Here is a 26,499-nt window from a genome sequence, read left to right as displayed (position 1 = left end):
ATAGATGGGTGAGGATAAAAATGACTGAACACGAAAATAAACGCTTTGTTATCTCTCAGGAAAATTGGTCCCTCCATCGTAAAGGACACCAGGACCAACAAAGACATATGGAAAAAGTGAAAGATGCGATTAAAAACAATTTACCTGATTTAGTTAGTGAAGAAAGTATTGTGATGTCTAATGGCCGCGAGGTTATTAAAATACCTATAAGGTCACTTGATGAATTTAAAATTCGATATAACTATGATAACTCTAAGCATGTAGGGCAAGGACAAGGAGATAGCAATGTTGGTGATGTAGTGGCACGAGATGGCAGTAAAGCCAACCAGGCTCAAGGTAAAGGAAAAGAAGCAGGTGACAAGCCTGGCCAAGATTATTATGAAGCAGAAGTCAGTCTTGAGGAAATTCAAAATGTCTTATTCCACGAGCTGGAGCTACCTAATTTGCAGCAGAAGGAAAAGGCAGAAATCGTCACTGAAAAAATAGAGTTCAATGATATTCGCAAAAAAGGGTTAATGGGTAATGTGGATAAAAAGCGCACCATTTTAAATGCATTAAAACGCAATGCGATGCATGGAAAAGCTGAAATTACACCTATTCATAATGATGATTTACGTTTTAAAATATGGGATGAAGTAGTAAAGCCAGAATCAAAAGCAGTAGTGCTTGCCATGATGGATACGAGTGGCTCAATGGGAGCATTTGAAAAGTATTGTGCTCGCAGTTTCTTCTTTTGGATGACAAAGTTTTTACGTTCCAAATATGAAACGGTTGAAATTGAGTTCATTGCCCACCATACAGAGGCAAAGGTAGTTACCGAAGAGGAATTTTTCACAAAGGGAGAAAGTGGAGGAACTATTTGTTCTTCGGCTTACAAAAAAGCACTGGAATTAATTAAGGAAAAATACTCTCCATCACGCTACAATATTTATCCTGTTCATTTTTCAGATGGTGAAAATATTTCAATGGATAATGAAAAGTGCTTGAAACTAGTGGCTGAATTGATGGATGTATCCAGCATGTTCGGGTATGGAGAAGTCAATCAACATAATCGTTTCTCGACACTTATGTATACCTATAAAAAAATTGATGATCCGAAATTTAGACATCATATTTTGAGAAAAAAAGGCGATGTCTATGATGCTTTAAAGAGTTTTTTCAAGAAAAATGAGGAATGATAGGGAAGTTGTATTAGTATCAACGTTCAAGGGAGGGGGCGTAAAATGGACACAAAAGAGCTTCAGCGAGCAATAGATGAAATTACCGAAATTGCCTCAGGCTTTGGCTTAGATTTTTATCCAATGCGCTATGAAATTTGTCCAGCAGATATTATTTATACATTCGGCGCCTACGGAATGCCTACTCGTTTTTCCCATTGGAGCTTTGGTAAGCAATTTCATAAAATGAAGCTTCAATATGATTTAGGGCTTAGTCAAATTTATGAGCTCGTAATAAATTCTAACCCATGCTATGCATTTTTACTTGATACAAATACGTTAACGCAAAATAAATTGATTATTGCCCATGTTTTAGCACACTGTGACTTCTTTAAAAATAATGTGCGTTTCTCCAACACAAGAAGAGATATGGTAGAGAGCATGACAGCTACGGCTGAACGAATTGCCGGCTATGAAAGAGAATACGGTAAGGATGAGGTTGAGCAGTTTTTAGATGCCGTTTTAGCGATTCAGGAACATATTGATCCATCTATTTTAAGACCGAAGTTATCTTGGAGTGAGGAAGATGAGCAAGAGGAAGAAAAGGCTCCAATAAAATCGCCATATGATGATTTATGGAGCTTAGAAGAAAAAGATAAAGTGTATAAGCCAATTAGACGGAGATTAAAGCAGTTTCCACCAAAACCAGAAAAGGATCTTTTATTATTTCTAGAGGAACATAGCCGCGAGCTGGAAGATTGGCAACGAGATATATTAACAATGATGCGTGAAGAGATGCTTTATTTTTGGCCACAATTAGAAACGAAAATAATGAATGAGGGTTGGGCATCTTTTTGGCATCAACGAATTATGCGGGAGTTGAACCTAACAACTCCAGAAACCATCGAATATGCCAAGTTAAATGCAGGAGTTGTGCAGCCCTCTAAAACATCCATTAATCCATATTACCTTGGCATTAAAATTTTTGAGGATATAGAAAATCGCTATAACAACCCGACTGATGAGATGAAGCGGTTAGGTGTACAGCCGAACACAGGACGGGAAAAAATATTTGAAGTAAGAGAGGTTGAGTCAGATATTTCCTTTATTCGTAATTATTTATCAAAAGACTTAGCGAAGCGTGAGGATTTATATTTATTTCAAAAGAAAGGAAATGAATATCGGATTACTGACAAAGATCATGAGATAGTTCGAGACCAGCTTGTTTCAATGCGGGTTAACGGTGGATTCCCATATATTTTAGTAAAAAATGGTGATTATTTACGGAATGGGGAGCTCTATTTAATGCATGGCTATGAAGGCATGGAGCTAGATCCTCACTATTTAGAAAATGTACTACCGTATATATATCAGCTGTGGGGTCGTCCCGTGCATTTAGAGACATATGTGGATAGTAAACCGATGTTGTATTCCTATGATGGTACTAAAAACTATAAACGAAATGTTTAACAAAAAACTTCTATCTGTTGAGTGTGACAATGAACAGATAGAAGTTTTATTTCTATTTTTCCGTTAATAAATCATTGTCCTCTTCATGGCTTTCACTATGATTAGAGGAGGAATGAATATCGCTATCAGTGACTAAGCTGTCTCGTACCTTTATACCTTGCTGTTCACCAGCCTCGTTGTTATCACTCCCAGCTATACCGCTACGGCGATTCCCATCTGCAAACTGAGAATTTACATTACGTGTGTGACTGCCATGACTAGCATTTTGCCCACCTTGATTGGCATTTGTCCCCACATCCTCATTGATTTGTCCTCCGCCTTCAGCACGTTGCTCAAAATGGAAGTCTGTATTTCCTATATTGAATGTAAAATTGAATGTAATATGGTTTCTAGCATGTTTTTCAGTAGAATCGTTTTCAGGTTCCTCAGGTTCATTAAATTTTCTAGAATTGAAATTTTGCATCGTTTGTCCTCCTTTCGACTATTCATACTCATACTAATAAGATATTACAGTTTTTAAAGTCCATTTGTATGTGTAACCATATTCATTAGAGAGAAGCACTCGTTTTTTGCTATCTATCCTATAAATTTGTTAAAATGAATGGGATTTGAATACAAGGGAACTGGAACGGTGAAGGAAAGTTGAAAACATTTAAAAAGGTTTATATAGAAATAACGAGTGTTTGTAATTTAGCATGTAGTTTTTGTCCGCCTACTGAACGTGCAAAGGGACTCATAAAAGTAGAGCAATTTAATAAAATATTGGACGAAATCCGACCGCATACAAAATATATTTATTTGCATGTAAAGGGAGAACCTCTTTTACATCCACGGATTGATCAGCTGTTGGATGCGGCTCATGCGAAAGGGTTTAAGGTTAATATTACAACGAATGGTACGTTAATTAAGAAAAACCGTGAAAAAATATTAGGGAAACCAGCATTACGTCAAATAAACTTTTCTCTACATAGCTTTGATGGACATGAAGGTTCGGAAAACAGAGAAAAATATTTAGGCGATATTTTAGACTTTGTACGGGAGTCTAGAGAATACAAAACGATTATTTCCTACCGCTTATGGAATTTACAACAAGATCACGTTTCGGATGTTGCAGCACGTCGCAACCGCGAAACATTAGAAATACTAGAAAATGAGTATAATCTTGATTATCGCATCGAGGAAAAAGTAGAGCCTGGTAAGGGTGTGAAAATCGGCTCGAATATTTATTTGAATCAGGATCATGAATTTAGATGGCCAAGCTTGCTGGAGCCAGAAGATGAAGGCAAAGGCTTTTGTCACGCTCTTCGTAGTCAGGCTGCGATTCTTGTAGATGGTACCGTTGTACCTTGCTGCTTAGATGGCGAAGGGGTTATTAATTTAGGTAATGTTCATGAAAAATCGTTCTCAGAAATAGTGGATGGGGAACGTGCCAATAATATAATCGATGGCTTTTCAAGAAGAGAGGCTGTTGAAGAGCTTTGTAGAAAATGTGGCTATCGTCAAAAGTTTGGTATGTAATCATTTATATAGGTGAAGAAACAGCTCCAATGTCATTGACCATTGGGGCTGTTTTTCTTTGACTGTGAATCAATCGTATTTAAAAAATCCTTTGTAATACGAACTACATATTTAACCTCGTCTAAATTGCGTTCTCTTAATAATGATCGATGAATGTCTAGCATGAGGTTCTTTTCCTCAATATCAGTAACGCCAGATAATTTTTGAAAATTAAAAAGCTCCTCAGGAGGGATATCTAGTGCCTTCATAAGTATTTCTAATGTACTTAAGGTTATATTAGATTGTCCGTGTTCAATATTGGAGACTCTTCCTTTACTGAAACCCAATTTCCCTGTTCTTTCGGCCACTTCTTCCTGGCTTAGCCCCTTCGATAATCTAATAATACGGAGTTGTTCACCTACTAGCTTTAAAAAATCTGACATATGATTCACCTCTATGTTAAAAGCTAGTGAAAAATAGTGGAAATGACTATACTATTATAGTGGTATAATAGAGAAAAAGTTACATTAAAATGGTACAATTTTAGAGTAGCCACTTTCCTTAGTCAAATGGCCTAATTGAAGCTTTTAGAAGTAGATCGAAAGTGAATGTTTATAGAGTAGTTTACAAAGTAGAACATAAGATTGGAGGATGAAAGCAAGGTGAAGTATTTGTTAGAAGAGGTAGCAAAAATTAAAATGGGTAAAATGTTCACGAGTGAAAAACGCTTTACTAGGGAAGGCATTCCTTATATAACCGAAGAAGCGCTAAAGAAATTATCGCTTGAAGATGATACTAGTCGTTTGCCAAAGGTTGATAGTACATTGAAAGAACAATACTCTTTTTCATTGGTACCAGCTCAAAGTATCCTTCTAAATAAAACGAATTTAAAGGACACGAGTATATATCAATGTAAAACAGATGTATGTATTAGCCATGAAATCATTGCAATCATACCGAATGAATCGATACTAAGCAGTGACTATTTATTTCATTTTATTAAATGGTATCAACATAATAATAAAAAATGTGATGACTATCGTTTAATGATTGAGTTACCTTCTATAGTCATTCAGCATCAAGTAGTTCAAGTATTAAATGCTGTTCAACAATTATTAACGAATAAGGATTATTTAGTTACTGCAGTTAAGAATCTACCAAAGCATTTTGATAATACTTCTAGACAAGCGAACCATCATTCTAACAGCTTATATCAAGGATTTGAGCAGTTGCATTATCTTTATATAGCTATGCTAAATCATATTTTTAATGGTGATTATTTGCATGATTTTCCAGAATATCATGCGTGTCAGAGGTTATGAGCCATTAATATAAAGCAGTCGGTGCGTAGTGGATTTATTAATCCTTGCACCGACTAATTATATTTCAATAATGATGGGTAAAATCATAGGTTTTCGTTTTGTTTGTGTAAATAAATACTGACCCACAGCTTTTTTTATTTCTCGTCTTAAGACATGTATTTGTCTACTTTCTTGCTGCAACTCGTTGATTATTTCTTTGGTCAGCACATTCACTTTATTCAATAGCTCTTCGAAATCCTTTGCAAACACAAAGCCACGAGAAATAGTATCAGGCTCTGAAATAATAGCACCGTCTGCTTTGCTAAGGGTTAAAACAATAACCAACATTCCATCCTCAGAAAGCTGCTTGCGATCACGCAGGACAATACCTTCTACTTCACCTATGCCGATTCCATCCACATACGTATCCCCAGATGGAACTTTGCGTGTTTGTCTCGCTGTCGCATTTTCAATATCCACAACATCTCCGTTTTTCATAATAAACGTATGGCCCTTTTGAACGCCAACAGACTCAGCTAATAAACGGTGCTGATGCAACATACGGAATTCGCCATGAATAGGAATAAAAAATTGTGGTTTCATAAACGTCAGCATAAGTTTTAAATCTTCTTGATAGCCATGTCCTGAAACATGCATTCCCGTATGATTGGAAGAACCATATATGACTTTTGCGCCAAGCTGAAACAAATGATCAACAATGCGAGAAACTCCTTTTTCATTGCCTGGAATAGGAGACGCTGCGAGAATAACCATATCATCAGGTAAAACCTTTACTTCCCGATGGTTACCATTTGCTAAACGTGCGAGTGCTGCTAATGGCTCTCCTTGACTGCCAGTACATAGAACGACTACCTCCTCTGGGGGAAGGTATTTAACTTCACGCGCATCTATTAACAGATCATCTGGAACAAATAAATAACCTCTTTCAATAGCTACATCTACAACATTTACCATACTACGACCTAATAAAGCTAGCTTTCGATTAGCGGCAATGGTTGCATGCACAATTTGTTGAATACGATTAACATTTGAGGCAAAGGTTGAGATGATAATTTTACGCTCGGCATGGAAAAAGGCCTCCTCAATATGATGACCAACAAGTTGCTCAGAGGGCGTTAAGCCTGGTCGTTCGGCATTTGTACTTTCTGATATTAGAACGAGCACTCCTTTTGATCCAATTTCTGCCATTTTATGAATGTCTGCGAATTGGTTATTCACAGGTGTTAAGTCGAATTTGAAATCGCCAGTATGCACTACATTTCCTTCAGGAGTGGCAAGGACGATTCCTAAGCAATCGGGTATGCTATGGTTAGTTCTAAAGAAGCTTACATCAATTTCTCCCAAATGGAGTGCTGAGTCAGCCTGAATTTCAATTAAGTCAGTTTCTCTGAGCAGCTTATGTTCTTTTAATTTTAATTCGATCAGCCCTAAAGTGAAGCGGGTAGCATAAACAGGAACGTTTAATTTTTTTAAGAGATATGGAATACCACCAATGTGATCTTCATGTCCATGCGTCACAATTAAAGCTTTAACTTTTTCTTTATTTTCAAGCAAATAGGTGATATCAGGGATGATCAAATCAATACCGAGCAAGGTTTCATCTGGAAATTTTGCTCCGCAATCAATAAGAATCATATCATCTGCATATTGAACTACATACATATTCTTGCCAATTTCATTAATACCACCTAAGGCAAAAATGGATAATAACTGTTTCTTTGTGGACAAAGTACTCCCTCCTAAAGTTGTAACTCCATCTAATAATTACTTTAGCCATTGGTAGTATAGCTTTTAGTGTTTCATCCTATACGAAATGGATCATGATGATCTGAAGACTACTATTTGTATTTCATGAGGAATAAAATAGAGGGAACTTAAAAAATTGGCACGATAGCGTCAAGCTTCTTTCATAGTGAAGAAAAACAAAGGAGGTTTAACCCTGTCTAATTTTGTGCAACATGCAATTTTCGAGCATAGGTTTTGGCTAGAAATCATGCAAAATCATGCGCAATTTATTCATGGCGCATTATATCCATCTGAACAGGATGACATTCAAAGGGCAAATAGTTTTATCCAACAATTCTCTCAGCTGCTTACCTATTTGTCATCTATTGATGGTACCAATGCAGTCTCTTTCTCCATAACCGTTGATGACAATGTCGAGCAGTTTAAACAATTTAAACTACATCTACTGAGACATCAATTGTCAGGAGATATTGGGATTCATTTAACACCAACATTTGTCAATCATATGGTTAATGAACTTGAAGAATATCAAAATGTGCTCAATTATTTAAAAAAAGGCGAAGTACCACCAATATTTCATGAGCTTCACCATCATTTAATTTGGCTATTAGATGCTTCAGGACATGCAGGTATTATTCAGGATGATTTAGATGGTGTCGAAAAAAGATTGAAGCAAAAGAGTAATGAGTTTGCCAAACACTTTGAACAATTTTATTTAAAGGCAGTAGAATTAACAGGTTATTTACGAACGAATATGCATTCCTTTCCTGCTTTAAGCCGGTTTAATAAGGATGTTGAGTTGGAAATGATTTTATTCAAAACATTTTTAAAAGAGTTAGAAGAGATGGAATTGAGTGCAGAGGTTTTAGGTACATTTACAGCACCTATGGCGGATCATATGTGGCGTGAAGAGCAATACTATTTAATGAAACTTGCACAGTCAAGAGGAGAAAAATAGAAGAAGGCGAGGAGGCTATCACATTGGATAGCCTTATTATTATGGATGAATCACTACTTCAGTCCCAATAGGAACAATACTAGCTAATTCTTCAACATCTTGATTTTGCATTCGGATACAGCCATGAGAAACAGCATGCCCAATGGAGCTAGGATCATTCGTGCCATGAATCCCGTAGTGTTCCTTCGATAAACTCATCCACATAGTTCCAAATGGGCCGCCAGGATTTGGATCTTTGTTAATAATAATAAAACTACCAACAGGTGTTTCGTGTAGCATACGTCCAACTGCTATTGGGTATTGTTTTTGAAGGATATTATTTCTGTAGAGGCGTAGCCAACGATTTTCTGTAGAAATTTCAATACGGTATGGGATTGTCTCAGGATCAGGAAAGCCAGGTATTATAATTTGTTGACCGACGTAAAGAGTGTCTGGTTGAATGCCTGGATTGGCCTCAATAATGGAAGACAATGAGGTACGATAATCGCGGGAAATTTGAGTTAACGTTTCGCCGGGTTTAACGGTATGAATCAACGTCCATCCTCCTTTATACAGGTTATGATTATACTATATGCTACTTATGAATGATGTTATGGATTGTTCAGGACTTTGGATAGAATAAGCAGTAACACCGTATTGTTAAGGAGCATATATCATGAGGGAATTTAAAATTACGTATTTTTTTGATGAAATACATTATGTCAGAAGGTTTATCTTTATCGAGTCACAGCAAGAAGCAGAGAATTTGGTAAAGAGTGAACGAGATCAATATATCTCCTTTACAGATAGCAGAGGCATTTATCATGAATTGCATACCAGGCATGTACGTGTCATTCAAATTTCTGAGTACCATCGCATCGATAAAAGTGCTAAAAGGAAAGACACATAATCTGTTCATCATTACACACATTAAAGAAGAAAGGAGTGTGGCATGATGGACAAAGAACAAATACCACATGAAAAGAAAATATTTATGAATTTAAGTAGTAAAGACAAACCTGACATGGTTGAATCAGATACAATTAGTCTTTTCGATTTGCATGAGGATATGCAAACTGTTGATGCCATCCCTATTGAGGAACTCAATAAGAGAGTGGGAAGAGAAGGCGATGAATTGATTGAATTACAGCCGGATGAATTATAGGGGGTAGCAAACAATGAATAGAGAAAGTGGAGAAGCTCCATTCACAGTTTCGGGCACAGATATTCATGAAGTGAAGCAGAAAAATGCCGAGGCAGGATTATCCTACAATGAGGTAAAAGCATTATTGGCTAAACAGGGTGGACATGGGACGGCTATATATAGTGACACCAATATAGATGAAGTGAAACAAGAAATTCACAAGCATCAATAGTGACTGGGGAGGAGTAAGGTCTTGAGTGCTCTTCCTTTTTTCCTTTACAATGATGGAAAAAGAATGGGGGGTCCAAGACTATGTCGGAAAAGAGATGCCCAAGATGTGGGAAAGAAAATCATTGTGGAGTCGCCAAAGGGGAAAAAGAATGTTGGTGTATGACACAGAACTTTCCAGAACAATTGTTAAATATGACCATGACGAATACATGTATTTGTCAAGCATGCCTAGATACATATAAAGAAGAGTCCGTAGAACTTATAACTATCATGACGTTCCTGTAAAAATTGCGCAATTGGTACAATTGTCTATCGCACAACAACCTAGCGGGCATACATTACTCTGAAAGGAGTGTGTCTAATGGCTAGACCTATTGAACTTAGTAATGTCACACAGATATATTTAGAGGAATATCAACGCATCCTTAAAAAGATGATGCAGGGCATGACCTATGTAACCATTACTTGTAGTATTTCAGAAAATTTTATAAAGCAAATCATCCCATATCAAATAGCAGCAATTCAAATGTCAGAAAATGTTTTACGCTTCACGACAAATATTCCTGTACAAAATCTTGCATTAGAAATCATCCGAACACATACAGAAATGCTTGAAAGTCTTGAAGCACTACAAAATAGATGCTGTGTTGTACAAAATTCAGAGTATGAATTATACGAGTATATGTGTGCTTATAAAGAAATTACAGAAGCTATGTTTAATGCAATGTGTGCACCACCAGTTTCCAATAGCATTAACATCAACTACTTAAGGGAAATGATTGTCCATCATCAGGGCGGAATACGATTAGCGCAAAATGTGCTAAGATTTTGTATTTGCCAAGAATTAATCCCAATTCTAAAATGCATGATTCAAACGCTTTGTGAGCAACTAGAGGCTATGGAAAAGTTACTGGATAGTTTACAAAATTGCGATTGCGAGTGCTAGTAGTAACTAAATGTTTATATAGGAAGAAGGCGCTAAGATCAATTATGGTTTTAGCGTTTTTTCTGCGTGGAAATAGTGTTTATCAAAGAAAAATGTCAATAAAGTGGACAAGTAAATAAGATAGTGTAACGAATTTTTTGAGAATCTATTTTTGTCTTTCTGTTGTTGGTAAAATATATATGTTTTATTAGATGAAGGTAATGAAGGAAATTCAATTATTCGTTTATAAATAGTAGTTTCTACATGCATGTACTTTAGACAAACGGGAGTGGTTATTGTGTTCAAAAGGAAGAAGATTAATCAAAATTATGATTATTTCTCAGCCGCTAAAAATTCTGACATTGAGGCGAATGAGCGCTTTAAAGAAAAATTGGATTTTCTAGCTCTATCAAGAATTAGGAGAGAATCTGTTGGGTTCTTACGTAAAATTTATGAAAACAATCGACAGCATATACTCGACAACTTTTATGATCGTTTGCTGGAAATATCAGAATTTAACCAAGTAATTCATACACATTCAACAGTCGAACGTTTAAAAGGGTTATTCGATTCACACTTTATAAGTCTGTTTGACGATGAATTAGATTTAGATTATGTATTTAAGCGACGTAAAATAGCATATATACATGCACGAATAGGCGTATTACCGAACTGGATGATTTCTGCCTATACATTAATTAATCAGTTAATTATTCCACTAATTGTAAAAGAATTATCACGTGATCAAGAGAAGATGCTGGATGTCCTATTGTCGTATGATAGCCTAGTAACAATCGATCAGCAAATTATTTTAGAAACCTATATAGAAATACAAGCCGGTTCCGTAGTGAATGGATTAGGTGAAATCATTACGTATAACACACAGTTGGATACAGTGAAGGAACTCATTGAATTTCAAGAAATACAGCAACAGGAAATCATTGCAGCAGATCAATCGATGCATGAACTAGATGAAAGCATTGAAGATATTGCTACATCTGTAGGCGATATTTCAGAGCAAACAAAGCTTGCTTTAAAAAAATTAAACCAGGATTTAGATTCGTTACACCAAGTATCAACGATCTTACAAACAACAGATGAAGGACATAAATCCATGCAGGAGGATATTAAACGTCTCGTTGAACGTGTAAATAGTGTATCGAAGCTGATGGAATTGATTCAAAGAATTGCAGATCAAACGAACTTATTAGCTTTAAATGCATCGATTGAAGCAGCCCGCGCGGGGGAAGCAGGAAAGGGCTTTGCTGTCGTCGCAGAAGAGGTTCGGAAGCTTGCCGATGATACAAGTACATCTGTCAAATCCATACATACAGATATACAGGAGCTACTGCATATTACTAACGATATTAGCTCTTTAACGACTCAATTTTCACAAGACTTACATCAAGGTGTTACAGATACACTACATATCACTCAAACACTTGCAGAGTTAAATAAAAATTTACAGCAGCAAGGGGCTCGCTTTGAGGAAATAGCTACAACAACAAAGGTACAAGCTCAATCCGCTACAACGATATCTGAACGCAACCATACAATTACAGAAAGTATGCAAAAAAGTAAAGTCATCGTTTTTGATATGGGCTCTGCTATTTATAAATTAAGTAAAATGATCGATGGATACCGTTCATCAACGATTTCTAAAAACTTTATTATTAGCCAAGAGGACATCATTGAATTAGCCATTACCGATCATTTATTATGGCGCTGGAAAATTTATAATTTACTGCTAGGCTTTGAAACGATGACAGAGCAAGATGTAGGCTCGCCAAAAGAATCGCGTCTTGGTGAATGGTATTATGGCACTGGCAAAAAGCTATTAGGTGATGAACGTGTGTATGTAGAATTAGAACAGCCATTTATTCATGTCCATGAAATTGCTAAAAAAGCAGTGCGTGAATATAATGTAGGACATAAAAATGAGGCAGAAAAATACTTGAAGGAAATTTCGGAAGAATCCTTTGTAGTCATTGACAAAATCAAAGCGTTAAAGGAAATTCTATTGGACGGAAAAAAACAATACATTCATTAAAAACGGGGAGCAAGCTAAGAGCAGATTAGCTTGCTCTTTTTATGTTTAAGACACTGTTCCTTCATCAACAGAAGGTACACACATAAAGGTTATGGTCCGCTTTTCACTATCATACAGACACCATTCACGGTGATCTACAACGGAGCCAACATTTACACCGTATTGTTTATTTTGTAATACAATAGGTTGTCCGTAGCGAATACGAATCGGTAATTTTTTCTGCTGGTGATAAAGACCTGATTCATGACTATGACCAAAGAAGAACAATGGCTTTTGAAAGGGTGGAAATGTTGGCTGCCAGCTTACACTCCATTTAAATTGATGCCCATGCATAAGTGTGGCGCCATCAATCTCCATTGTTTCAGGTAACGCCCTAAAGCGCTCAATGCCCGTCACCTGTGTAATACGTTCTTCTTGATTGCCTCGTATAGAGGGGAAGGTTAACAGTTCCTCAAATTTATTTTCAACGATCGCTGCTCTTTGTAAAGATAACCCAGACATCGTTTGGGCTTTTTTCTTACTAATCGTGCATTCATATAAATCACCTAATCCAATGATTTTTGCTTCCTTTGCTGTCTGCTGAATATGAGTGAGAACAGCTTTCGTATCTTCTATATTAGAATGTAAATCTCCTAAAAGTGCATATAGCATGCAAACCCGGCCTTTCCTATAAATAATCGTATAATTATCATACACCTAATAGAAATTGCTAGAAAAGTAAAACGTCTAAGAATATTTCGTTAGTTTACCTACATATTTTGAATGTATGGAAAAATTGCCAAGGAATTCAATGCTTGATAAAATAAAATCATAATTTTCTGAAATTTTAGCAGTCTAGTAATTTGCCATTGATGTTGACTCTATCTAGCAATAAAAAAACAAATTTTTGGAGGGCTTATAATGACGATGTACATGACGGATATTCTTGAAAAGTATGCTGTGCAACAGCCTAGTGAAATTGCGACCTTATATGATGGGAAAAAGCTAAGTTATCGTGAGTTTTACAAATGTGTCGAAAGATTTGCAGCTTATTTACAGGAGCAAAATTATAAAAAAGACGATGTCATTGCTCTATATACCCTCAATTCAGATTTATTTTTAATTGCTTATTTAGGTGTGCAATTAGCTGGCTACGTAGCTATGCCAATTAATACTAAATTAGCAGCTCCAGAGGTTGAATTTATTTTTAATCATTCACAAGCAAAGGGACTCATTTATGATGAAAGATTAGCTGAAGCGCTAGAGGATGTATCCTATTCATTCCAACATGTTATTGGATTTCAAACGATGAATAATATCTTTAAAAATACTAATTTAGTAAGAGCTGTAGTACAGTTGGAGGCCAATGATACTGCGGTTGTTATGTACACTTCAGGTACAACTGGTAAACCAAAAGGCGTGATGCTAACTCATGAAAATATTGTAGCTACAGCTGATATTTGGTCATCTTCCATGAAAATGTCTAACAAGGACAGGATGTTTATTTGTACACCATTATTTCACTGTGCAGGACTTCATGTCTTTGCTATGCCCATGTTTTATCAAGGCGGGACAGTCGTGATAGAAGAAGCCTTTTCACCAACTAAAACATTAGCGCAGATTGCAATAACAGAGGCAACCATCTTCTTTGGTGTTCCATCTATGTATACGATCATATTAAATACGCCAGGTTTTAAGGAACATAGCTTTAGCCATTTGCGTTTATTATGTTACGGGGCTGCCCCAATGCCCTATGAGCTTGTTAAACAAGTGAAAGAGGCATTTTCAAATGTGAACGTACAAAATTTATATGGTCAAACAGAAAATACACCTGCAGCCACATCTTTATTAGATACAGATGCCTTAACGAAAATAGGCTCCGTTGGGAAGCCATTAGGGCAGACAGAGGTTCGAGTAGTTGATAGTGAAGGTAAGGAGGTTCCCGCTGGTGAAGTAGGCGAGATATGTGTAAGGGGACCACAGGTGATGAAGGGCTATTTACGTAATCCTGAAGAAACAGCTAGAACGATTATAGATGGTTGGCTATATTCAGGAGATTTAGGGCGTTTTGATGAGGAAGGCTATTTATATATTGTTGATCGAAAAAAAGATATGATCATCCGAGGTGGTGAAAATATTTACCCTATTGAAGTGGAGGAAGTATTGTATCAATTGCCTGAAATTTTAGAGGCAGCAGTAGTTGGATTACCGCATGAAGTGTATGGAGAGGTGCCCAAAGCCTTTGTCGTATTTAAGGAAGGTAAGTCACTCGATGAGGAAAATATTCTATCCTATTGTCAATCACAGCTTGCCAAATATAAAATACCGTATGAAATAGAATGTTTAACTGAACTGCCACGCAATGCTTCTGGTAAAGTTCTAAAGCATACATTACGACCTAAAGTAAGTACGATTTGAGAAAAAAAGTTTTGACTGTTAATTTTCCTTAAAGTTTCGTTTTCGATGCAAAAAAAATTCTCTGAAACAAGATAAAATAGGAACCTCTTTCAAAGTATCGTATAATAAAGTCTACGACAAATTAAATTAAAAGAATGGAGAAGGGGTGACCCTTCGATTTAGAATAGGAGCGGAATTTGTCTTGTGGACGGGGTATAAACGCCTTTTACTTATCGGCATGTTGATCATAATGTTACTTTCTAGCTGTCAGCCATTTTCACAGCAAGATGCGGAAAATAAAAATCAATTAACAGTATTAACGGTAGAATTTAATAGTGGTGCACCAATTGCTAATCTTTATATCACGGTCACAGATGTACAGACAGGTAATGTTGTAGAAGAAGCTATTGGTTCTGAAGAGGGAGAAGCTATATTTTCGAAGCTAAAAGAGGGACGAGAATATGCTGTTGCGGCAACGACCCTTGAAAATAGTGCGGCAAATGATGGCTATACAACCATCGAAAATTTTACGTATGATACGACAAAACCATATTTTAGATTGCAGACCCATTTTACAAGAGACGAACAAGAGCTAGATGTTCCTGTGGTGATGCAAAACCCTGAGCTTCCACATGGCTGTGAAATAACTTCACTCACAGCCGTGTTAAATTACTTTGGAATAAATGTGTCAAAGCTTGAAATGGCTGATAACTATTTACCAAAGCAAGAAATACGTATTGTAGGCAATCAACGGTTTGGACCAAATCCAAATGAGGCTTTTGCAGGTAATCCTCGTGATAAAGCTCATGGTATGTATGTATTTGCTGCTCCAATTGTTAAGGCAGCGGAGGCAGCTATTGCAGATAAACAAGCTGATTTACGTGTGACAGATATGAGAAATGCCTCACAGGAAGATATTTTGCAGCTTGTTCGTGAGGGAATTCCTGTCGTGACATGGGTGACGCTGGATTTATCGAAGCCTAAAAAAAGGGCAGATAGAGGTTGGATTTATAAAGGAGCGACTACTTCGCAGGACGCTTTTATGAATTTACACGCTGTTGTGTTAACTGGACATTTAGGTGATAAGGTAGTAGTAATGGACCCGTTAAAGGGCTATGTCACTTATAATGTGGACCAGTTCTTTAAAAGCTATCATGAATTAGGTGAACAGGCAGTAGCTGTACATAAATAAACTAGCTATTAGGAAGTATGTTACACTAATAAAAACGTAAAAAGTGAGTTGAGTAGAATGGCCATTGAGCACGCTTTTTTACCGGTTTTACTAGGCGATGAAATGAATGCTTATGGCATGGCCAGAGCATTTTACGAAGCCTATGGTGTGAAGCCACTTGCATTAAATCATACGAATATGGAAAAAATTCAACAAAGTGATTTACTGACCTTCCGTGAAGTGCCGAGACTTCATATAGAAGAACGATTTGTGACAGCACTAAAGGCAATAGCGCAGGAGTTCCCTGAAAAAAAATTACTGCTATTAGCCTGTGATGAATTTTATGTCAAAAAAATCGTAGAACATAAAGATGAATTGATAGAGGATTTTTTAGTTCCTTATGTGGATACTACTCTTGCACATCAGCTGCTAACTCGTGAAAGTATGTATGAGCTGTGTGCACAATTTGGTTTTCAATACCCAGCTATGCATGTATGCACAGTTAATGATTATGAAGAGTACGAAATGACATTTGACTACCCAATTGTCATTAAACCGATGAATATGACAAAGTATGCCACATGTATTTTTCCTGGAAAGAAAAAAGTATATATTGCACATGATAAAGTAGAAAAGGATAGCATATTCCATGCTATTTATAAGGAATCAGCCTATCGAGATGATCTTATGATTCAGCAATATATTCCTGGAGAAGATGCGAATATGTGTGTTGTGAATGCTTATGTAGGACAAGATGGGAAAGCGAAGCTTCTTGCTGTAGGAAATCCGATTCTAGAAGAGCATTCACCAGAGGGGATTGGTCGTTATGTGTCTATTATGACAGCCTATAATCCGACTTTAATGGAAAATGTGAAGACATTTCTAGAAGCCATTCAATTCCATGGATTTGCTACATTTGATATGAAATATGATGAGCGTGATGGACACTATAAATTGTTAAGTATCGAATTACATAATGAGCTTTCCAATTATTATGTGACAGCTAGTGGCTATAACCTTATGCAATATGTTGCAGACGATTATGTTCGAGGAAGTAAACAGCCACTAACATACGTGCAAAATAAACATCTTTGGACAATCGTACCAAATGGTGTCCTTTTCAAATATGTACAAAATGAACAACTTATTATTGAAGCAAAAAGTCTAATTCGACAAGGAATGGCGACAGATTCTATTTTTAATTATAAGGATATGAATGCCAAACGTTGGTTGAATGTAACTGTTGATAATTTAAATTTTTATCGCAAATATAAGAAATATTTTAATAACAAAGGTCTGTCTAACTCATGAAAAAACAAACTTTAGGTATAATAGGTGGAGTTGGTCCACTAGCAACGATGTTTATTGGTGAAATGATTGTAAGACGAACAAAGGCGCAAAAAGATCAGGAGCATTTACATACCATTATTGATAATGATACAAATATTCCTGACCGTACGGCTTTTATTTTAGATAATACGAAAGAAAACCCAGTGCCTGTTATAATTGAGGATGCAAAAAAGTTGGCTTCTGTTGGAGCTGATATGATTGCCATTCCGTGTAATACGGCTCATACTTTTTATGACGAGATCCAGGAAGGCTCCCCGATTCCTGTTTTGCATATGATTCGTGAAACGGCGAAGCGTGCATCCGAATTGGGAGCAGAGCGTGTTGGTATTTTAGCGACAACTGGTACATTGACTTCACGCATGTACCAAGATGCGTTAGAAGAATATGGAATTACACCGGTTGTACCAGATAATGAGATGAGAGCCCATGTGATGACCATTATTTACGATTATGTTAAAGCGGGTAAGAATGTCACACAGGATGATTGGCAACCAATTGAAGATGCCATGCTAGCTCTAAACTGTGATCGTCTCGTATTGGGTTGTACGGAGCTATCTATTGTCAATCGAGATTTAAAATTAAGTAATATATATATCGATTCATTAATCGTTTTAGCGGAGTGTGCTATTTTAGCATGTGGTTATGAGCTAATCGATTAGGAATGTATAGAAAGAATCTGCTTGCTTTACATGGGTAGGCTGTAAGTCTTCAAAAAATTGTGGACGGGCTTACATTTCCATGTGTGGAGTTAGGCAGATTTTTTATGGATGAGAGTTTCATTTGGTGAAACGATTAGACAAAGGTTTGCGTACATATAAAGTAGGAAGCTACCGAGTGTGTTAAACTAGTGTCAAGCAGATAGAAGGTGGGAAATAACATGTCAGTAATCAATTTATTAAAAGAAGAATTACAAGCAAAATGGAACTTTGAAGCAACTATGAAAATTCAAGAGGAAATGATACCAGCGATGCTTGAAGGAAAAGATATCGTAGCAGAATCACCTACTGGTTCTGGTAAAACGTTGGCGTATGTTTTACCATTGCTGAATAAAGTAAACGGGGCGAAAAAGCAAACACAAGGTCTGATCGTAGCTCCATCACAAGAGCTAGCCATGCAAATTGTAGAAGTTATCCGTGAGTGGACGGCAGGTACGGATATTACGGTTCAGCAGCTTATTGGTGGGGCCAATTCCGCTCGTCAAATTGAAAAATTAAAGAAAAAGCCAACGATTGTTGTTGGAACACCTGGTCGTTTAAATGAATTAGCACGTGCAGGTAAATTAAAGCTTAAGGAAATTGAAACAGTTATTTTAGATGAATGTGATCAATTACTAAGTCGTGAATACCGTGTTGTCATTAAATCCTTTATTGAAGGTTCTGCCTTCGGACGACAAGTTGTAGTTGTTTCAGCTACTATTACAGAGGAAATTGAATTAGTGGCAAGTCGCATGATGTTTGAGCCAGTTCGTTTTAAAATTAAGCCAGAGGATATGCTAAAGGTTGGCAAAGTAATCCACTCGTTTGTGAAGGTGGAAGAACGTGATAAAACAGAGTTCCTTCGCCGTTTATCGCATACAGAAGGTCTGAGAGCATTAGCTTTCGTCAATAATATTGATCAATTATTAATGAAAGAAACGAAGCTACAGTATCGCTCTGCACCAATCGTTACACTTCATTCTGACATGAAAAAGGAAGAACGTAAAAAGGCTTTAGATGCTTTCCGCAAAGGGGACGCACGTATTTTAATCGCGACAGATATTGCTGCACGTGGTTTAGATATTGCCGGTTTAACACATGTTATTCATGTTGACGTTCCACGAACAATTGAGCAGTATTTACACCGTTCGGGTCGTACAGGTCGTGCAGGTGCAGATGGTGAAGTATTAACATTACTATCTTATCAAGACGAAAAAGCCTATAAAAAATGGACAAGAGAAGTTCCTGGTAAGCCAGTGCAGAAAATATGGCATGATGGTAAGCTAATGGAAGGTAATTCTAAAACGATTGGACAAAAGCGAGGGAAATAATATGGCATTTGAAGAAAAATTACAGGCATACGCAGAACTTGCAGTAAAAGTTGGAGTAAACATTCAACCAGGTCAATATTTGTTAGTCAACACATCAGTTGATGCTTTAGATTTTGCTCGTTTGGTCGTTAAAGAGGCGTATAAGGCTGGCGCTGGACGTGTCCATGTTAATTTTTCAGATGATGAAATGGATCGTGCCTATTTTGAACATGCCTCTGATGAAGAATTTAACCGTTTCCCTGAATGGGTCGTACGGATGCGTGATGAACTCATTGAACGTAAAGGGGCATTACTATGGATTGAAGCCGCAGATCCTGATAAATTAACAGGAATTTCGGCTGATCGATTAGCTACTCATCAAAAGGTATCAGGAGCGGCATTGAAAAACTATCGAAATGCGGTTATGAAGGATTTAATTGCGTGGTCAATTATTGCAGTTCCTTCGTCAAAGTGGGCGGCAAAGGTATTCCCTCAATTGACAGCAGATGAGCAAGTGCCTGCTTTATGGGACGCTATCTTTAAAACAGTTCATATCGGAGAAGGAAATGCAGTTAACAATTGGCATCAGCATGTAACGAATTTAGAATCTCGTGCAGAACTATTAAATAATAAAAAGTATGCGAAGCTACACTATACTGCACCAGGAACAGATTTAACAATTGCTTTAGCTCCACAGCATAAATGGCTAACTGGTGGCAGTAAAACGCCTGAAGGCAATGTTTTTATTGCTAATATGCCAACAGAAGAAGTGTATACACTTCCAATGAAGCAAGGTGTAGAAGGTTATGTTAGTAATTCAAAGCCTTTAGTATATCAAGGCAATATCATTGATGGCTTTAAATTAACATTTAAAGAAGGAAAAATTATCAAGGCGGAAGCTGAAGTAGGTCAAGATTTATTACAAGAGCTTATTCAAGTAGATGAAGGTTCTAGTTATTTAGGTGAAGTAGCACTTGTTCCGCATGAATCACCCATTTCAGCATCAGAGATTTTATACTTTAATACATTATTCGATGAAAATGCTTCAAACCATTTAGCAATTGGAGAAGCATACCCGACTTGCTTAGAGGGCGGTAGAGACTTAGAAAACGGTCAACTAGAAGCATTAGGTGCAAATATTTCTGTCACACATGAAGACTTTATGATTGGTAATGGTGAAATGGACATTGATGGTATTTTACCAGATGGAACAGTAGAGCCGATATTCCGTAAAGGTAGCTGGGCTTTCTAACTTTAGTTCCAATCGAGAATGGGGGAGAGCAGATGAAGCATTTAGGTAGTTTAATCGGGATGATTATTTTATTAATGACATGCTGGGGCCCATCTGCTTTTGCTCAAACCGAAAGCTATGTAGCAATTGGGGATTCCCTAGCTGCTGGTCAAACCCCTTTTCAACAAATTGATGTTGGATATAGTGATTTAATTGCTATGAGATTACAGGCAATGGATCAATTAAAATTCTATACAAAGGAACTAGCTTTTCCAGGTTTTACAACAGCTAATGTATTAGAAAGAATTAAAACTGAGGAAGCAAGAGATTTATTAGCCAATGCCACTTTAGTTACTGTTTCGGCAGGTGCCAATGATTTATTAAGCCTTGTCCGGCTAAATCCAACGGCTGGAACATTAACTTTTTCTCAACTTCAAGCAGATTACGCCTTAAATATAGTGAGAAAAAATATGGAAGCTATCTTAAATGAATTGGGAGAGCTTGCGCCAAAGGCTCAGGTATATGTTATAGGTTATTATTTTGCCTATCCAGGTGTTCATCTCACTCAAAAAGAAGGAACAAATGCACAGCTTGTGAAATTAAATACGATTTTACAGCAACAGGCAGAGCTAGCCGGAGCTGTTTATGTAAATGTGTATGACAGCTTTGGATTAAATGCTACTAACTACTTACCAAACTATGCAGATGTTCATCCAAATATGGAAGGTTATCGCGAAATGGCCAATGCATTTTTAAAGGCATATAGTGGTAGTGATGCCTTAAATATTGCTTCATCACAATTACCGCAACCGAATCCTCTGTCATTTGAGGAAATTTTAAAAGAGCGAGCTTCCACACAGCCTAAACAACAAAAGGTGACATCCTCCCAGTCTGTTCAAAACGTACGTTCCATTCAGGGATTTCACGGCTATACAGCTTTTATGGGGAAGTTGGAAAAGAGATAAATAATGTTGAGTAAAGGCATCTTAGAGGATGCTTTTTTTTGTGTGTACTAAATTCCCCAAACAAAGGAAAAAACAATCCATTACAAGCCATGATAAAATAGTAAAAGGACAGGAGGTACAGGAATGAAAATATTTCATACAGCAGATTGGCATTTAGGAAAGCTCGTTCAAGGCGTCTATATGACAGAGGATCAACAATATATCTTACAACAATTTATACAAGCTATCGATGAAGAAAAGCCAGATGTAATTATTATAGCAGGTGATCTATACGATCGTTCCATGCCGCCTATTGAGGCAGTGAATTTACTAAATGATATATTAGCAAAAATAGTTTTAGAGAAGAAGATTCCTGTTTTAGCTGTTGCAGGGAATCATGACAGTGCAGGCAGATTAAACTTTGGTAGTCGTTTGATGCGTGATAGTGGTTTATATATTAAGGGGCAGTTTACGAAAGATCATGCACCCATTATTATCAATGATTCACATGGAGAGGTGCATTTTCATCTTGTACCATTTGCAGAGCCTACCACTATTCGCAGTATTTTTGAAGAGGAGGCCATTCGTTCTCACCATGATGCGATGCAGAAAATTATTGAACATATAACAGCAGGTATGGATACAAATAAACGCAATATATTTGTTGGACATGCCTTTGTGACCAAATACGGTGAGGAAGAAGCTAATACTAGTGACTCAGAGCGTCCGCTTTCTATTGGGGGTTCAGATTGCGTGAATGCTGCTTTATTTAAACCATTTCATTATACAGCACTCGGACATTTACATAAGGCACATTTTGTCTTAAATGAAACAATTCGCTATGCTGGTTCACCATTAAAATACTCATTGTCTGAGCATCTACATGAAAAAGGCTTTTTAATCGTCGATCTAGATGAGCAAGGAAATAGTACTGTAACTAAAAGAAAGTTCATGCCAAGACGAGATTTACGTGTTGTGGAAGGACAGTTGGAGGATTTATTAATGCTTCCACCAAGTGATGATTATGTATTTGTTCGATTGACGGATGCTACGTCCGTGTCTTCGCCAATGGAACGTATTCGTACCGTTTTTCCACATGCCATGCATGTTGAACGTAAGATTTTACGACAAGAGAAACCAAGCGAGCTTCAAGTAGTAGAAGCAGAAAAGCTTGAAGATATCGATCTATTCCGCTCTTTCTTTACAGATATAATTGGGATACAACCAGATGAAGAAACCGAGCGTCTGTTTACGGAAATGCTACAGGAATTATTAGATAAGGAGCGAGAAATAGTAAAATGAAGCCATTAAAGTTAACGATTACGGCATTCGGTCCTTATAAAAATACGGAAATAATTGATTTTGAACAGTTAGGGGAACATCGTTTGTTCGCTATCTCTGGCAAAACCGGTGCAGGGAAAACGACGATTTTTGATGCGATTTGTTATGCACTTTATGGGTCAGGCAGTGGTGAGGATCGTCAGGATACGGCTTTACTGCGAAGTGGCTTTGCTGATGATGATGTATATACAGCAGTAGAACTTATTTTTGAAATGCATGGAAGGGTCTATCAGATTTTACGTCAGCCTGGACATATAAAGGAAAAAAATAAAACAGCTACTGGTAAAAAGGTGGAGTTAGCGGAAGTAAAAGAGGGAAAGCTCGATTATAACATTGTTGAAAAGCAGCAAACACTTGAAGTCGATAAAAAGATTCAGGATATTATTGGTCTGACAAAGGATCAATTTAGCCAAATTGTGATGCTACCTCAAGGTGAATTCCGCAAATTAATAACGTCGGATTCTACAAACAAAGAGGTCATATTACGAAAAATCTTCAAAACAGATCGCTTTGGTGTTATGACAAAACTGCTTGATGCGAAACGAAAAGAGGCAGAAAGTGATCTTGAACGTGCCAAGCAATTAAAAGAACATCTACTTGGTCAAATTGTTGGTGCACTTCCACATCGTTCCTCTCCTTTGTTCACACAAATTGCTGATAATACGGAAAATATGTTTCAGCTAAAGCAAGCACTGGAAGAGGAGCTTACCTATTATAGAAAATGTTTTGAAGATGAACAGCGCCAGTATGAGGAAGCCTATAATCATCATCAAAAAGAACAGGAGTTTTACCGTTTAGCTAAAACGCTTAATGAACAATTTGAGGAGCAGTTCAAACGTCAAAAAAGACTAGAACTGCTATTAAATGAGCAAGACAACTTCCTTGCAAAGGAACGGGAGATAGCCTTAGCAGAACAAGCGGAGCGTTTACTACTACTGGAGCAACAATGTTTGGATTTACGAGCCGAACAAAATTTAAAAGAACAAGCCTATCAGCAAGCTAACAGTAGTCAACTACAAACCAAGGAGCTGTTACAAAGAGCTCAAGAAAAATATGAAGCGGAAGAGGCAAAAGAGTCAGAACGTCAACAGCTTTTGCAGCAGGAAATGCAGCTCCAAGCATTGCTTCCTAAGTTCGAGGCTTATGACAGCAATGTACAGCAACTGCAAGTTGCTAAGCAATATGTAGAAACGGCTAAACAAGGGGCAGCGGATAACCTAGTGCTAATCGATAAAGAAAGCGCGCAATTAGAGGAGCTTTCACAATCAATTGAGCACTATGAAAAACAATTGGAACCGTATGAAGGTTACTTAGAACAACTACCAAAACTGCGGGAGCAAGTAGCTTTGCTCATGAAGGTGGAGAAATATACAAAAACGGTAGAGATAGCGAAACAAGATGTTATCGCTACTCAAACTCATTATCAGGACAGTAGACTGGAGCTTCAACAATTAGAGCAACGCTGGCTGACAAGCCAAGCAAGCATTTTAGCTCAGCAGCTTAAAGAAGGGCAACCTTGTCCGGTTTGTGGGAGTACGACTCATCAACAAACACATAATGAGCAATTGGAAATTGTTGAGCTTGCTCAGGTGGAAACGTTAAGGAGAAAAGCTTCTTCAGACGAGCGTTTGTATTTGGAAAAAGAGGCATTTTTAACATCCGCACAACAGCTTCAGCAAGAGGCACTGACACAAATAGAAGCATACGCGATGAAGCAACAGGATCAAGCACAAATAATAGCTTCCTTAGAAAAAATGGAACAAGAGATTACTAGCTTAAAGATTATCAATCAACAGTTAGCTCAAACAAGGATTAACCAGAAGGAACAGCGTTTAGCAATAGAGCATTTGCAACATAAACAAGTCAAACTTGAGGAATATTTAACTGAGCAGATGAAGGGCTGGACAAGACTGCAGGCAATTGTAGAAGAACAGCATAAGCAAATGCCAACAACTATGCCAACCTTAAAGCAATTAAAACAAACACTTACCGATGTTAGTAAACAGAAAATGGATTTACAAAAATTATGGCAGGAAAGCCAGCATGATTTACATGCCGCGAAGGAAGCTGCCAGTAATGCTAAACTAGCTGTGGAAATCGCCAAACAGAATTTTGAAGAATTAAAGCTCAAAATGAATGACAAGCGTGAGCAGTTTTCAATAAGCATGCAGGAAGCAGGCTTTGTGAACTATGAAGACTATGCAACTGCGAAAAGAAGTGCCACTCAATTAGAGGAACTTCGAAAGGCATGCAATGACTACAGGTTACATGTTCATACGTTACAAATTCAAATTTCAGAAGGAGAAAAACATCTACAAGGGAAAGAGGAGCAAGATTTAGCCCTGATGGAGGCAACTGTGGAAAATCTCAGAATCGCCTATGAGGATGCCTTTAAACAACTTCAACAAATAGATGGATTTGCGAAATCATGTCTAAGCTTCATCAACAAAGTAGAAGAAACAGAGAGAGAGCTTCGTCTACTTGAGAGTGAGGCAGGTCGAGTGAAGGAGCTGTATGGCTTATTAAATGGGCAAAATTCGAAAAAACTGTCCTTTGAACGATATATTCAAATTAATTATTTAGATCAAATTACAGAGGCAGCCAATATTCGTCTTTATCATTTATCTAACGGTCAATTTGAACTTAGACGTTCAGACAGGCTTGAAAAGCATGCCAAGCAAAGTGGACTTGGGCTTGATGTATATGATGCTTACACAGATCAATTACGAGATGTTAAAACGTTATCTGGTGGTGAAAAGTTCAATGCATCATTAAGCCTTGCTCTAGGAATGGCAGATGTTATTCAAAGCTTCCAAGGCAATATTCATATTGAAACCATGTTTATTGATGAGGGCTTTGGCTCGCTCGATGAAGAATCATTAAATAAAGCAATAGACACATTAATCGATTTACAAGATTCTGGACGAATGATTGGTGTCATCTCTCATGTGCCTGAATTAAAATCAGCGATGCCAGCCGTTTTACATGTCGAAAAAACATTGAATGGACATAGTCAAACACATTTTGAAATAAAATAAAGGAAGGTGTATTTCCGGTTTAAGGAAATACGCCCTCCTTTTATTTTTTTCGAGAACTGACTGTAGAAGTTGTCCCTTTTTTTGCTGCCATCACTTTTTTTACGATTGGTATAACAATAGGCGCTAATTTAACAGCGGTTTTCACTACTTTTGATACTTTCATCAAAAACACAGCTCCTTTTTAATTACTTCTACCTGTTTATTTTAAAAATGAAACATTAGCGGATAACTCGAACGGCTTGAATAATATTCCATATAACAATTCCGAGCGAGACAATTCCGTAAATGGCGAACGAAATGAACCAAATGATCATGACTGTACTATTACTTGAAGTGGGGTCTAAACTAAATGTAGAAAAGACAAAGACAATGAAAAATAAGATCCCAAATACGAAAGGAATTAGATGGGACACTAATGCGCGAATAGAATGTCTTTTGATGTCAGCATCTTTCGTAACGAAGTAAACAATTAATGGTACGATGAAAGGAGCAAAGAAAATACTGAGATAACTAAAGGCAGATAATATTTTTTGGTTCTCCATAGTTGTACCTCCTTTTTTAATA

27 protein-coding genes are annotated in these 26,499 nt (G+C 37.1%); 20 read left to right on the top strand and 7 right to left on the bottom strand.

Features of this window, described 5'->3' with window-relative positions; genetic code table 11:
* The first annotated feature begins 20 nt into the window (after nt 1–20).
* The gene (gene yhbH, locus MKX57_RS20840) at nt 21–1,178 is read left to right on the top strand and encodes a sporulation protein YhbH (protein ID WP_089986807.1); all 1,158 of its coding nucleotides are present in this window, start codon (nt 21–23) and stop codon (nt 1,176–1,178) included.
* Between the two features lie 45 nt (nt 1,179–1,223).
* The gene (locus MKX57_RS20835) at nt 1,224–2,627 is read left to right on the top strand and encodes a SpoVR family protein (RefSeq protein ID WP_089986808.1); all 1,404 of its coding nucleotides are present in this window, start codon (nt 1,224–1,226) and stop codon (nt 2,625–2,627) included.
* A 52-nt stretch (nt 2,628–2,679) separates the two neighbouring features.
* On the opposite strand, the gene MKX57_RS20830 is transcribed toward MKX57_RS20835, so the two are convergent.
* The gene (locus tag MKX57_RS20830; RefSeq protein WP_008173602.1) at nt 2,680–3,090 is read right to left on the bottom strand and encodes a hypothetical protein; all 411 of its coding nucleotides are present in this window, start codon (nt 3,088–3,090) and stop codon (nt 2,680–2,682) included.
* A 179-nt stretch (nt 3,091–3,269) separates the two neighbouring features.
* Here MKX57_RS20830 and MKX57_RS20825 point away from each other — a divergent pair, with 179 nt between their 5' ends.
* Nucleotides 3,270–4,145: a radical SAM/SPASM domain-containing protein gene (locus tag MKX57_RS20825; protein ID WP_008173601.1), complete on the top strand. Its 876-nt coding sequence runs from the start codon at nt 3,270–3,272 to the stop codon at nt 4,143–4,145.
* Nucleotides 4,146–4,177: 32 nt separating this feature from the next.
* Here MKX57_RS20825 and MKX57_RS20820 read toward each other — a convergent pair whose 3' ends face one another.
* On the bottom strand, nt 4,178–4,567 hold the full coding sequence (locus MKX57_RS20820; protein ID WP_008173600.1) for a helix-turn-helix transcriptional regulator: 390 nt from the start codon (nt 4,565–4,567) through the stop codon (nt 4,178–4,180).
* A gap of 219 nt (nt 4,568–4,786) precedes the next feature.
* Here MKX57_RS20820 and MKX57_RS20815 point away from each other — a divergent pair, with 219 nt between their 5' ends.
* The gene (locus MKX57_RS20815) at nt 4,787–5,446 is read left to right on the top strand and encodes a restriction endonuclease subunit S (protein WP_342550573.1); all 660 of its coding nucleotides are present in this window, start codon (nt 4,787–4,789) and stop codon (nt 5,444–5,446) included.
* A gap of 57 nt (nt 5,447–5,503) precedes the next feature.
* Here MKX57_RS20815 and MKX57_RS20810 read toward each other — a convergent pair whose 3' ends face one another.
* Nucleotides 5,504–7,174: a ribonuclease J gene (locus MKX57_RS20810; protein ID WP_089986810.1), complete on the bottom strand. Its 1,671-nt coding sequence runs from the start codon at nt 7,172–7,174 to the stop codon at nt 5,504–5,506.
* 211 nt (nt 7,175–7,385) lie between these two features.
* Between MKX57_RS20810 and MKX57_RS20805 the strand changes: the two genes are divergently transcribed.
* Nucleotides 7,386–8,150, top strand: coding sequence for a DUF2935 domain-containing protein (locus MKX57_RS20805; protein WP_090002997.1), 765 nt, complete (start codon nt 7,386–7,388; stop codon nt 8,148–8,150).
* 39 nt (nt 8,151–8,189) lie between these two features.
* On the opposite strand, the gene MKX57_RS20800 is transcribed toward MKX57_RS20805, so the two are convergent.
* Entirely contained in the window at nt 8,190–8,684 is a 495-nt protein-coding gene (locus MKX57_RS20800; RefSeq protein WP_043989608.1) for a L,D-transpeptidase family protein, read from the bottom strand.
* 121 nt (nt 8,685–8,805) lie between these two features.
* On the opposite strand from MKX57_RS20800, the gene MKX57_RS20795 reads away from it, so the two are divergent.
* The 6 genes from MKX57_RS20795 to MKX57_RS20770 all read left to right on the top strand — a co-directional run bounded on the left by MKX57_RS20795 (nt 8,806) and on the right by MKX57_RS20770 (nt 12,479).
* Entirely contained in the window at nt 8,806–9,039 is a 234-nt protein-coding gene (locus MKX57_RS20795; protein ID WP_043989606.1) for a hypothetical protein, read from the top strand.
* Between the two features lie 45 nt (nt 9,040–9,084).
* Nucleotides 9,085–9,294 (top strand): hypothetical protein, encoded by a 210-nt coding sequence (locus MKX57_RS20790; protein WP_025115801.1) that lies wholly within the window; start codon nt 9,085–9,087, stop codon nt 9,292–9,294.
* Between the two features lie 13 nt (nt 9,295–9,307).
* Nucleotides 9,308–9,505, top strand: a complete 198-nt coding sequence (locus tag MKX57_RS20785; RefSeq protein ID WP_008173593.1) for a hypothetical protein — start codon at nt 9,308–9,310, stop codon at nt 9,503–9,505.
* 80 nt (nt 9,506–9,585) lie between these two features.
* Nucleotides 9,586–9,789 (top strand): cysteine-rich CWC family protein, encoded by a 204-nt coding sequence (locus MKX57_RS20780; protein WP_152333869.1) that lies wholly within the window; start codon nt 9,586–9,588, stop codon nt 9,787–9,789.
* A 76-nt stretch (nt 9,790–9,865) separates the two neighbouring features.
* Nucleotides 9,866–10,450, top strand: coding sequence for a DUF305 domain-containing protein (locus MKX57_RS20775; RefSeq protein ID WP_008173590.1), 585 nt, complete (start codon nt 9,866–9,868; stop codon nt 10,448–10,450).
* 277 nt (nt 10,451–10,727) lie between these two features.
* Nucleotides 10,728–12,479 (top strand): methyl-accepting chemotaxis protein, encoded by a 1,752-nt coding sequence (locus tag MKX57_RS20770; protein ID WP_342550572.1) that lies wholly within the window; start codon nt 10,728–10,730, stop codon nt 12,477–12,479.
* A gap of 45 nt (nt 12,480–12,524) precedes the next feature.
* Here MKX57_RS20770 and MKX57_RS20765 read toward each other — a convergent pair whose 3' ends face one another.
* Nucleotides 12,525–13,130 carry a metallophosphoesterase family protein gene (locus tag MKX57_RS20765; protein ID WP_008173587.1) on the bottom strand — a complete coding sequence of 202 codons (606 nt, stop codon included), beginning with the start codon at nt 13,128–13,130 and terminating at the stop codon, nt 12,525–12,527.
* Between the two features lie 249 nt (nt 13,131–13,379).
* Between MKX57_RS20765 and MKX57_RS20760 the strand changes: the two genes are divergently transcribed.
* The 9 genes from MKX57_RS20760 (at nt 13,380) to MKX57_RS20720 (ending at nt 25,935) form a co-directional block, all read left to right on the top strand.
* Nucleotides 13,380–14,876 (top strand): long-chain fatty acid--CoA ligase, encoded by a 1,497-nt coding sequence (locus tag MKX57_RS20760; protein ID WP_090002976.1) that lies wholly within the window; start codon nt 13,380–13,382, stop codon nt 14,874–14,876.
* Nucleotides 14,877–15,057: 181 nt separating this feature from the next.
* Nucleotides 15,058–16,047: a C39 family peptidase gene (locus MKX57_RS20755; RefSeq protein WP_237068874.1), complete on the top strand. Its 990-nt coding sequence runs from the start codon at nt 15,058–15,060 to the stop codon at nt 16,045–16,047.
* Between the two features lie 57 nt (nt 16,048–16,104).
* Nucleotides 16,105–17,337, top strand: a complete 1,233-nt coding sequence (locus MKX57_RS20750) for an ATP-grasp domain-containing protein (protein ID WP_342550571.1) — start codon at nt 16,105–16,107, stop codon at nt 17,335–17,337.
* A complete protein-coding gene (locus tag MKX57_RS20745) occupies nt 17,334–18,035 on the top strand; it encodes an amino acid racemase (protein ID WP_008173579.1) in 702 nt (233 codons plus the stop codon). The genes MKX57_RS20750 and MKX57_RS20745 overlap by 4 nt, the downstream gene beginning before the upstream one ends.
* 218 nt (nt 18,036–18,253) lie before the next feature.
* On the top strand, nt 18,254–19,402 hold the full coding sequence (locus tag MKX57_RS20740; protein WP_008173577.1) for a DEAD/DEAH box helicase: 1,149 nt from the start codon (nt 18,254–18,256) through the stop codon (nt 19,400–19,402).
* 1 nt (nt 19,403) lies between these two features.
* Nucleotides 19,404–20,633, top strand: coding sequence for an aminopeptidase (locus tag MKX57_RS20735; protein WP_107922561.1), 1,230 nt, complete (start codon nt 19,404–19,406; stop codon nt 20,631–20,633).
* Between the two features lie 32 nt (nt 20,634–20,665).
* Nucleotides 20,666–21,577 carry an SGNH/GDSL hydrolase family protein gene (locus tag MKX57_RS20730; protein WP_008173573.1) on the top strand — a complete coding sequence of 304 codons (912 nt, stop codon included), beginning with the start codon at nt 20,666–20,668 and terminating at the stop codon, nt 21,575–21,577.
* Nucleotides 21,578–21,700: 123 nt separating this feature from the next.
* On the top strand, nt 21,701–22,858 hold the full coding sequence (locus tag MKX57_RS20725; RefSeq protein WP_342550570.1) for an exonuclease SbcCD subunit D: 1,158 nt from the start codon (nt 21,701–21,703) through the stop codon (nt 22,856–22,858).
* Nucleotides 22,855–25,935, top strand: a complete 3,081-nt coding sequence (locus MKX57_RS20720; protein WP_342550569.1) for an SMC family ATPase — start codon at nt 22,855–22,857, stop codon at nt 25,933–25,935. The genes MKX57_RS20725 and MKX57_RS20720 overlap by 4 nt, the downstream gene beginning before the upstream one ends.
* 40 nt (nt 25,936–25,975) lie before the next feature.
* On the opposite strand, the gene MKX57_RS20715 is transcribed toward MKX57_RS20720, so the two are convergent.
* Nucleotides 25,976–26,101 (bottom strand): hypothetical protein, encoded by a 126-nt coding sequence (locus tag MKX57_RS20715; RefSeq protein ID WP_255250400.1) that lies wholly within the window; start codon nt 26,099–26,101, stop codon nt 25,976–25,978.
* 52 nt (nt 26,102–26,153) lie between these two features.
* Nucleotides 26,154–26,477: a DUF4870 domain-containing protein gene (locus tag MKX57_RS20710; protein WP_008173564.1), complete on the bottom strand. Its 324-nt coding sequence runs from the start codon at nt 26,475–26,477 to the stop codon at nt 26,154–26,156.
* Nucleotides 26,478–26,499: the final 22 nt, after the last annotated feature.

Origin of the sequence: Lysinibacillus sp. FSL M8-0216 (genome assembly GCF_038595555.1) — a bacterium.
GTDB lineage: Bacteria > Bacillota > Bacilli > Bacillales_A > Planococcaceae > Lysinibacillus > Lysinibacillus fusiformis.
This window is presented reverse-complemented; position numbering and strand designations above follow the sequence as displayed.